This is a genomic window from Spirillospora sp. NPDC048824 (assembly GCF_043198455.1).
Lineage (GTDB): Bacteria > Actinomycetota > Actinomycetes > Streptosporangiales > Streptosporangiaceae > Spirillospora.
In genome coordinates, this window is sequence record NZ_JBICUS010000044.1 from 1 (window position 1) to 10,009 (window position 10,009).

The 10,009-nt window shown below is 66.9% G+C and carries 7 protein-coding genes; 4 read left to right on the forward strand and 3 right to left on the reverse strand.

Annotated features, from left to right (window positions below):
- The first annotated feature begins 304 nt into the window (after positions 1–304).
- The 4 genes from ACGFIS_RS37175 (at position 305) to ACGFIS_RS37190 (ending at position 7,129) form a co-directional block, all read left to right on the forward strand.
- Entirely contained in the window at positions 305–898 is a 594-nt protein-coding gene (locus ACGFIS_RS37175) for a hypothetical protein (RefSeq protein ID WP_392911462.1), read from the forward strand.
- Between the two features lie 730 nt (positions 899–1,628).
- The gene (locus ACGFIS_RS37180; RefSeq protein WP_392911464.1) at positions 1,629–2,399 is read left to right on the forward strand and encodes a hypothetical protein; all 771 of its coding nucleotides are present in this window, start codon (positions 1,629–1,631) and stop codon (positions 2,397–2,399) included.
- A gap of 3 nt (positions 2,400–2,402) precedes the next feature.
- Positions 2,403–6,455, forward strand: coding sequence for a tetratricopeptide repeat protein (locus ACGFIS_RS37185; RefSeq protein WP_392973980.1), 4,053 nt, complete (start codon positions 2,403–2,405; stop codon positions 6,453–6,455).
- Complete coding sequence (locus ACGFIS_RS37190; protein ID WP_392911468.1) at positions 6,452–7,129, forward strand: hypothetical protein; 678 nt, start codon at positions 6,452–6,454, stop codon at positions 7,127–7,129. The genes ACGFIS_RS37185 and ACGFIS_RS37190 overlap by 4 nt, the downstream gene beginning before the upstream one ends.
- 564 nt (positions 7,130–7,693) lie before the next feature.
- On the opposite strand, the gene ACGFIS_RS37195 is transcribed toward ACGFIS_RS37190, so the two are convergent.
- The 3 genes from ACGFIS_RS37195 to ACGFIS_RS37205 all read right to left on the reverse strand — a co-directional run.
- Positions 7,694–8,098, reverse strand: coding sequence for a hypothetical protein (locus tag ACGFIS_RS37195; protein ID WP_392911470.1), 405 nt, complete (start codon positions 8,096–8,098; stop codon positions 7,694–7,696).
- Between the two features lie 452 nt (positions 8,099–8,550).
- A complete protein-coding gene (locus tag ACGFIS_RS37200) occupies positions 8,551–9,258 on the reverse strand; it encodes a nuclease-related domain-containing protein (protein ID WP_392973981.1) in 708 nt (235 codons plus the stop codon).
- Positions 9,259–9,574: 316 nt separating this feature from the next.
- A partial coding sequence (locus ACGFIS_RS37205) for an IS3 family transposase (RefSeq protein WP_392973982.1) occupies positions 9,575–10,009 on the reverse strand: 435 nt, incomplete at its 5' end.

Genomic DNA, 10,009 nt, shown 5'->3' on the forward strand with positions numbered 1-10,009 from the left:
GGGCCCCACCCGCTACTTGCGAACCCCCAAACCCGCCTACCGGACCAGCGACCCCGCAGGTCACACCCTCATTTCACGACCTTGCCGGATCCCTGACGGAGAGGGAGGATGTGGCATGGCACCCCACGTGTAGATGCACACCTGCATCTTTGCCGTCCCGACTGTTTACAGTGCGTGACCAAACCGATCGATCTGTACCTAACGTCCGCTCATGCGGCGGTCCGCGTGGCTCTGCCGAGAACAGTGCATCGCGAGCCGACAGGGTGACAGGGATTCAGATCCACCAAGCGACTACGCTGCGCGCGTGGAGGCAGCTGATATCGAGCCGGGGGCCGTGTTCCGGTTCCCGCACGACGACAGACCGCTGCGGGTGCTTCTTTGCGACAGCGATGTCGTCATGTATGACGCCTGGTGGCCACACCTCGCGGCATGGGGCCTGGCAGATCTCGAAGCGATCAGGCGCCAGCGCATCAGCTACTACGTCACCACGGCGTCCACGGTGATAGAGAAGGCGACACATCTGGGAACGGCGCCCTTGACAGCCGACGAGCTGGCGGTGCACCGGCCTGACCTGCCGTTCGCCGCGGTGCAGGACGTGGCGATGACGTGGTCGTCGGGCGATGCCGGTCGGGTCACTGACACTAGGGCAGAGCTGAGCGCGTCCCGGGTTTACCTGTTGCCGTTCGGACCCGGCGGAGGCACCAAGGCAGGCGTTCGAGTTGACGCGGACAACGGCAATGCTTTCACCGTCGGGGAACTGTTCCGCAAGGCTCAGGCCGTCCAGGCTCGGCACCTCGGTGATGTGCTGCCAGACGCGGGAGTCGGGATCTATCGGTCCGGGCTACAGCGCGGACTCCCCGCCTACTACCTGTGGGGAGCGGCGAGTCGGGCTTCATGACCACCTCGCAGTACATCGGCGATAATGACGTCCGGATCTGCCGCTGACCGCGCACTCTGCCGAGTTCCGGGCGATGTGTTCGGCGGTGTCTAGGGCGGCGCGGGTGTGACGAGCTGCGCGGACCGGGCCGCGGGGGGACCGGGACAGTCAGTAGCGGCTTCCGCGCGGGCCGCGCGTCGGCGAGGCGAGGTGCGTGTTGAGGGATCACCATGCGTGCCGGAACGTGTCGCTCGCGGGTGGGGCGGGGTGATGTGGCCGGTGCCGGGTCGAGGTAGCCCCAACCGCCGCGGCTGCGGGGACGGTCGCCGTCATCAAGGTGAGGGTGTCGCCCGGTTCGGTGTGGAGGGCGATGACCTCGTGGAACAGGTTGCCGGGCAGTGGGTTGGTGGCGGAGCACGGGTGTGCGGGATGTCCTCGATGATCATGGGGCCGGCCGCCGCGGTTTCCCTTGCGGCGGCGTTCAGTCCTCCAGGGTGGCTTCGCGGACGTTCTCCCGTTCGGTTTCGGCCATCGCGGCCAAGAACAAGAACAACACCCGCCCGGTGCCGGCAAGTCCTAATCCCCGGCCAGCGGACAGGCCAGCATTTCAGGCGATGCCGTACGCGGTGAGGTGGTCGGCGAGCGAGCTGGCGGAATGTGACTTTCTACATAGAGTCGGCTGACGGCCAGGGCTAGCCTGAGCCCCACCAGTCCCAGGTGTCGTGAATGGGTGCGGGGAGGAGTGCTGCGGGTGGAGATGACCTGGATGTCGCGGCTGCACCGGCTGATCCTCTGCGCCGACATCGAGCGTTTCTCCGACTCGGACCGGTCCGACGCGCATCGGGTCGCGGCGCACGACGGGATGTACGACGCGGTTGAGGCTGCTCTGGGCGCCTGTGGGGTGACGTGGGCGGACTGCTATCACGAGGACCGTGGGGACGGGCTGCTGTTGCTGTTCCGTCCGGACGTCCCCAAGGACCGTGTGGTGCGTGATCTGCCGTGGGCCCTGGCGGCCGCGTTGGCCGAGCACAACCATGTCCACGCCGTGCAGGCACAGGTCAGGTTGCGGATCGCGGTGCACGCGGGAGAGGTGCAGCACGATGGTCGGGGAGTGGTCGGCGACGCGGTAAACGCCGCGTTCCGCCTTCTGGACGCGCGTCCGCTCAGGGACGCGCTGGCCACAAGTTCGGGGTCGGTCGCGGTCATCGCGTCCGAGCCGATCTACCACGACGTCATCCGCCACACTCCGGCGAGCCGCCCGGACACCTACCGCCAGATCGAGGTCGAGGTGAAGGAGACCCGGACCACGGCGTGGGTCTGCCTGCCCGACGACGCACGGTCCCTGGGCGGCTCCACCGGTACCCGGACGCCTTCGAGCCCAGTCCCGGACCTGGCTGGTTCGGGCGGCGAGGTGGCGGCGGATGACGGGGTCGCACCCCCGGGGACGTCGATGCGCGCGAGGGCTTCCGGGGCGGCCCGGATCTTCCAGGCCGGCCGCGACCAGCACATCACCGAGAGCTGATCCATGAATCCCGCCTCGGGCCAGGACGGCGCAGCAGGCCAGGACCGAGACGTCCACCTTGAGGCGACCGCCGCTGGCAGCGCCCGGATCTTCCAGGCCGGCGGAGACCAGAACTTCCATTACCACGGGCGGACCCGTCCGTATCTCATCGGCGATCTTGTCGCTTCTGCCCCACCCGACACGGAGTGGCTGCTGGAGCAGCCGAGCCGCCTGCTGGGCGCGCGGAGTCAGGTGGTCCCGTTCGTCGGCCGCCAGACCGAACTGAGGCGGCTCGGGGAATGGCGGGACGCCGACGGCCATCTGTCGGTGCTGCTGCTGCACGGCCCCGGCGGCCAGGGCAAGACCCGGCTCGCCTGCGAGTTCGCCGAGCGATCCCGTGACCGGCGGTGGCAGGTGTTGCAGGCCGGTACCTTGCCGACGCACCGCGGCGAGCCGAGTGTCCCCGAGGTGGACACGGTCGGCGTTCTGCTGGTCGTCGACTACGCCGACCGCTGGGCCCTCAGCGAGCTGGAACGGCTGCTGTCGGATCCGGCGCTCCAGCAGGAGCGGCCCACGAGGGTGCTGCTGATAGGGCGGACGGTTCGATGGTTCGCAGGCCTCCGCGGCGTGCTGGCCGACCTCCGGGCCGGTGCCGGCGATCTTCTGCTGACGCCGCTCGGCGAGGACCGGCCCGCCATGTTCCGCGCCGCGCGGGACCGGTTCGCCGACCTCTACGGCCTCCAGGACGCCAGTGCCGTGTCCGCGCCTGCCGTTCTGCCAGATCACCCCGACTATGGCCTCACGCTGACCGTACAGATGGCCGCGCTGGTCGCGGTTGACGCGTTCCGCCGAGGCGCGGAGGCCCCCACCAGCCCCCACGAGCTCTCGGCGTACCTCCTCGATCGCGAGTACCAGGTCTGGCAGCGGCTCTTCGAGGCGGGCGCCCACGGGCAGGACTTCCAGACCCGCCCTGCCGTCATGGCCCGCGCGGTCTTCACGGCCGCGCTGACGGGGGCGGTGGACCAGGACTGCGGGTCGCGGGCCATCCGGCGCTTGGACCTGCCCGGGCATCCGCAGGACCTGCTGGTCGACCACCGGTTCTGTTACCCGCCGAGCGACCGCGAACTGGTCCTGGAGCCGCTCTACCCCGACCGGCTGGCCGAGGACTTCATCGCCCTGTTGACTCCGGGCCACGACATCAGCGCCTACGATCCGGATCCCTGGGCCAAGAACGTCCCGGCCACGCTGCTGACCGAGGGGAAGGATCTGCGGCCGGTGGTCGTCGGGCGGGCGATGCTGTTCCTCACCTCGGCCGCCGAACGCTGGCCGCACCTCCGTGGCAAGGTCCTCTACCCACTGCTGCGTTCCGACCCGGCCCTGGCGCTGGAGGCCGGCAGCGCCACACTGTCCAGCCTCGCCTCGATCGACGACCTCCCCGACGAGATCCTGGCCGCCGTAAAACAGTTGCTGCCCCCAGGGCGACATGTCGACCTGGATATCGGCGCCGCCGCGATCGACCTCGCCTGGGCCTCCCGGACCTTGCCGCAGACCGAAGATCTCGACGATGAGGCACGTCTCCGCCTCGCGCTGTCGAACCGGCTCGCGGCCGCGGGACGGACCGGTGAGGCGCTGGAACAGTCCGGGCTCGCCGTTGAGGTCGGCCGGAGGCTCGTGGCCGCCGACCGCTTCGGCGCCCGGAGCCTGCTGGCAGGAGCGCTGTCCAACCACGCGGACGACCTGGCCGCGGTCGGACGTCACGACGACGCGCTGCGGTATGCCGAGGAGGTCCTCGAGTTCCTGCCAAATCCCAACTCGCCGGACTTCGTCGTACGGACAATGGAGGACGCCGCCGAAGGAGCGCTCTACGGCACTAGATTCTGGGGCGAGGACCTCGCCGAGGCCATGAACAATCTCGCCCTCAGGCTCGATCAGGTCGGCCGGCGGGCCGACGCGATGGCCGCCTCCCGCGAAGCGGTGGCCCTTTATGAGGGGCTGTCCAGGGCCGGGATCGGGCGGGACGACGCCGGTTGGGCCAATGCGCTCGACAACCATGCGGCCCGGTTGCGGCAGGCAGGTAAGGCGGAGGAGGCTTTGACGCTGTCCTCCCAATCGGTCGAACTGCGCACCGCGCTCGCCGAGTCCGACCGCGCCAGGTACCTTCCCGAGCTGGCGACGTCGATCAACAATTACGCGATCAAGCTGGCCGAAGTTGGGCGGCATGCCGAGGCCTTGGAGCAGAGCGAACGAGCCGTCGCGCTACGTGGCGAACTTGCTTCCGCGAACCGCGGCGTCTACCTGCCCGATCTCGCGAGTGCGACCACCCACCACGCCATGCGGCTGCTCCACGCCGGGCTGCACGCCGAGGCCATGACAGCCGCAGGACAGGCGGTCAAACAGTACGAGGAACTCACCGCGACCGCGCCGGCGGCCCACCTGCCCCGGCTCGCCCTGGCACTGACCAATTACTCGACCTGCCTGATCGAGGTCGGCCGAACCGCCGAGGCCCTCGTCTGCATCGAGCGGGCCGTCACTCTCTTCGAGGACTTCAGTCCCGGTGACCGGGCGGCCAATCTACATGCGTTCGCGGGTACCCTGGCGAACCATGCGGCGCTGCTCGACCGGTTGGGCCGCCCGATCGAGGCCGTTACCTGGTCGGAGCGAGCGGTCCGGATGCGGGAGGAACTGGCCGTCGACGCGCCAGGCCCCGCGCCATTGCTGGCGCTTTCCGACACGTTGTTCAAGCATGTCCACCACCTCAGCCAGGTCGGCCGATTCGCTGAAGCGATAAGCCACTCCGAGCATGCCGTGGCACTGCAGGAGGAGCTGGCCGATGCGCCCGATCCGCAGCAGCTGCAGAAGTTCGCCGGACTGCTTCACAACTACGCGGTCTCCCTGGCCGAATCGGGCCGGCCCGCCGAGGCGCTCGCTGCATCCGAACGTGCGCTCGCAATACGCAAGCGGCTGTCCGAGACCGCTACGAACGCCCAGGTCGCGGAGTCACTAACCCTTCACGCGGTCCGGCTGGCCGAAGCCGGCGAGCATCGCGAGGCGCTGGCAGAGTCCGACCGCGCGGTACGGATGTACGAGGAACTCGCCGAGGCCGATCCGGTGACCCACACCCCGGCACTGGCGGTCGCGCTGACCAACCACGGCAACCGGCTCGCCGCCGCCGAACGCCACGACGACGCGCTGGCCCGCACCAGGCGGGCCTGTGCGCTGTTCGAGGCACTGGCGGGGCAGGACCGGCCGAAGTATCTGAACCAGCTGGCGGTCGCCTTCAAGAACTTGGTGGCGCGGTTGGTACAGGTCGGCGACCACCCGGCCGCCTGTCCCCCAGCAGAGCGCACGGTCGAGCTCTACCGGGAACTGGTCGACGACTACGGAAGCGTCCACCTCGCCGCGCTGGTGCGGCAGCTGGGCATCCTCGCGTCCTTGCGGCTGGCCACGGGCGACCCCGGTAGTAAGGTTCCGCTCTCCACGCTCAGATCCGGCACGGCCGTCTTCGACCTCACCCGCCCACTACGCGACGAGCGGCAGATCCGGAGTGCGCGGCGGGCCATCGCACGGTTGAGTCCGCTTACAGACGGTCCTCGCGGCGCCCGCACCCAGGGGCAGGCCGAGCTGGGCCTTTTCCTGCTGGTCATGAACAACTCACCGCTGGCGACCGCCGACTACGAAGAGATGCTTACTCACGCGCAGGAGGCGGTCGACGCCTTCCGGCGGGCCGGTGACACGGTCGGCGCCCGCCTCGCACTCGGCGCCACGGTCATCGCCCTAATCGGCCGGTCCGACCGGCCGGGAGCGGAGACCGCGATGGCCCGTCTCGAGGTGCTGGATCCGGACTACGCGCGATGGTGGCGGAGCTACACCGAGGCCATGCTCACCACCGACCTCGATCAACAGGTGAACGGGCTCCGGCGATGCGTCCAGGCAGCCCACGTCCTCGGCGAGTTCGCCGACTACTACACGATCATGTGCATGGAGAAGCTGGACCAGCTCGTTGGCAAGGCTGGGCCAGCGGTCCACCACTCAACGGTCGTCGCCGCAACCGTCCGGGAAAGGACCAGCGAAGAATGACGAACGTCCCACCGGGCGACCCGTCGCCCTGGCACCTCCGCCTCGGCTTCGAACTGGAGGAGGTCTACAGCGGCTACTCCGAGATCCAGGAGGACAACCTCTACCTCTTCTCCGGCCGCGAAGCCCTGCTGATCAGGGACCGGAGCGACTGGGCGGTCGACCGGCTCAACGACATCAACATCGATCCGTCCCTCATCGACATCTTCGAGGACGCGCTGGAAGGCATCCCCACCCAGGAGAACCAACCGAAAGTCGACGCCAGCCGAAGCAGCGACCTCATCATGGGCTGGATCCTCAGCAGAACCCGCACCAGGCGGCGGCTCGAGCACCTCATGCAAGCCGCACGCATCGCTGTCGGGCCTCCCGGTGTCCGGTACTACGACTGCGGAGTCATGTTGTGCCGCCTCCACGTCTGCGACGTGATGGCCCCCACGCCCATGACGCTGAACCACCGCAACGAGGTACGACGCGCCGCTCAGGTACTGGAACAGTTCATCACCCACACCGACGTACACCGCCCTCGAGCCCCCGAACACCGCCCGCTGGACCGCCACTTCGAGACCCTGGCCGACCACCTCAAGGCATGGCGAACCAGCGACACCGACCCCGACCGGTCCTTCTTCCAACAGATCCGCAAGGTCATCCACCTGGCCGGAATCACCCCGATCCGATAGCGGTCGACGCAGGAGCGCAGACGCCGCAACGACGGTTGGGTCGCGTTGAACGATCCAGCCGATCCAGCCGCGACGATCATCGTCAAGGCTTGGCCGGGCCTTAAGATGTTCACCAGCAGAAACAGCCGCTACCACCGCGAAGGTTGCTCTCCAGATCTTCGTGCCCCCGGCCTCGTCGGATTCCACGCCGCCTCAGGGGCATCCAGCGCAGCCGCGAACGACTGACGGCCGTCAAACGCACGCACTCTACTGCCGCAGTCCGCTTGGTACTGCCGACGAGCGGACCATTGAGATGGCCCTGGCGTCGGGAGCTCCAGGACCGTCTAAGTTAGCGGCTGACCCACCAGATGGTGAAGCTGACAAGGCCAGCGCCCATGGTGGTGGCGCTGCCGCGGAGGAATGCGATCAGTGCGACGCGGGCAAGGCGGATGACGAGACTGTTCTAGAATCGTTGGTCGGCCTTCGATCTGTCCTCCGGTTGGGGACGGCTACACTGATCAAGCCGTTCCGGAGGGCTTCCGAGCGCCGACCGGAAACTGGCCGGGGAAGTCAGCTGCGGACCGTTCACTGATCATTGATGTGCTGATCTCCGCCGGCTTGGTAGATTCGGCTGTGTCCGGAGGCGCGGGCCTTCATCGAATGTTTAGTTGCGCTGTCACCTTTTGGGGACACGGCGCTTTGGTCGCCAGCGGCCCGCCCGGAGCGCACTGGCTGCTCTCCTGTCGTTCTTGCTTGTACCGCCTGCTCTTGCGCGGCCGACTGGTCTGATGACCCGGCACGGCGGGCCAGGATCATTCCGGTCACTCCTATCACCAGTCCGACGATGCCGACCACGGCACCTATCACGCCGACCATATCTACCCAGCGGAATCCCTTGACCGCGAAGTACACGACCAAACCGACGGCAGATGCCACCGCGATCAGTCCACCGGCCCAGATCAGTACGCGCACCGCCACGTCCAACATCATCGCCCCCGTCCACTCCTCAACACAGGTCATCGACTACAGATGCCCGCATGCGGACACCCGGGTTTAGGCATCCACTTCCAGCGTCTGCTCTTGGCCACGTGTTCGATCATCTTCTGCGATGGCTCAGCCCCTCGACCTTGCAGGTGGGTACCGGGGGCGAGGAGGAGGGGCGAGCGTGAATCCCTCTAGCTCCTTCGGCGAGCAGCCGGGCTTGGTCGAGGTGGCGCTGAGCTGCATACCCGGCGTGGGACTACGCCGCATGTGCGGACCTGGCGGTTGGGTTCGTGAGTTCTGAAAGCTCCAGCCAAGGCGATTCTCGGCGCTGTGGACCAAGAAACCTCGAGGCGGGCGGCTTCTGACGCGCCAGATCCCAGCGTGGGTGTGTCCAGGTTGTGATTGGTTACCCGTACAGTCCCATCGAGCAGGTCAGCGGGCCTAAATGCGCCCGGCTGTTACCGGGTGGAAGCGGGAAACGCTGTCCGGGCGGCCTGCAGGATGCTTTCGATTTCTACACCGGTCAGACCTTGTGCTTTTCGGGAGCGCAGGTAGTAGCGAACTCTGGTTCCACTGTAGATATCCACACCCCGCATGGTGAGGACTTTAAAAGGCACAGTGGGTCCGAAGATCGCGAGAGCAGGTGTTACGCGAACTTCAAGATCAGTTGCGGCGCTGAGCAACTGACTCGCCGCATCCGCCGCCTGTTGAGCCTCATCGAGTCGGGCCCTCTTGTCGAAGGGCCCATGCAAGAGCCGAAGAGGGGGAGATAGCGCGCGAACCGGCAAACGCTTATCCCATTCTTCCGAATAGATGATGAAAACACCGGTGGGTCCGATGACCAGGTGATCGATTGGAGACGGATAATTCTCGTCATCCGCGAATGACACGGTGCGGCCATGAAGGCTGACGAAGCCGTCCTTTTGTAAGGAGAAAAGCGTCCGTTCCGTCCTTCGCCGCGCTCTGTCACCTCTATCCCATGCAGCGGGCCCTGGCCAGCTGCGTGGTCTGAGCTCGTTCAAGCGCTCCCAGAAGGCGCGGACAGCCACTGAAAAGACGGGTCGTGTGGTATCCCCGCCGGGAGGACCCGCACCTGTCGGCCGATCGCCCAGAACAGCAGCCGCGATGCGCGGGGGTATGGGCCAGCGGATCGGGCGAACCCACATGGGGGACCGCTGCCGAAGCCAAGGACCGCGGTCTGCCGTCACGGCGGCGTTCAGCTCCTTGAGATTCCCCGGATCTGGTGACGTCGGGATGAATTTGGAGGCTAGCTACGTCCGCTCATGCCGCGGAGCGCGTACTACCGCGACTATTGCCAGCGTGACCTTTCGTCATGTCGCGGCTCGCATACGTGCGGCACCGACAGGGTCGGATGACAGCCCGATGCTGTACGGAGAGTGATCGCTCGTTTGGATCATCTGTGCGCTGCCGTGACTTCACTTGAGGTTCCCCCCGTAGCACGGACAGCTGGGGTGAGATGGGTCAGGTGGCCGGGTTCGAGGTTCGGTGTCGTTCCTCGTAGTCCACCGGACTCAGCATTTCGAGGCTGGAATGCCTTCTGAATGGGTTATACCAGCACTCGATCCATTCAAACACTGCGGCCGCGAGTTCGGCTCTTGTTTGCCATTTCCTGGTGTCGAGGAGTTCGAGTTGCATCGAGCCCCAGAACGACTCGATCATGGCATTGTCGTAGCAGTCACCGACCGTGCCCATAGAGCCGAGGAGCCCTGCGTCCCGGAGCCGCTTCCCGAACGTCCAGGAAGTGAACTGAGTCCCGTGGTCTGAATGCAGGATTGTAGCGTCCTTTGCGGGTTTGCGGCGGGCTACTGCGGCGGCCATCGCATCGACCACGAGTTCGGTGGTCTGGCGGATGTCGATGGAATGGCCGATGATGCGGCGGGAGAAGCAGTCCAGTAC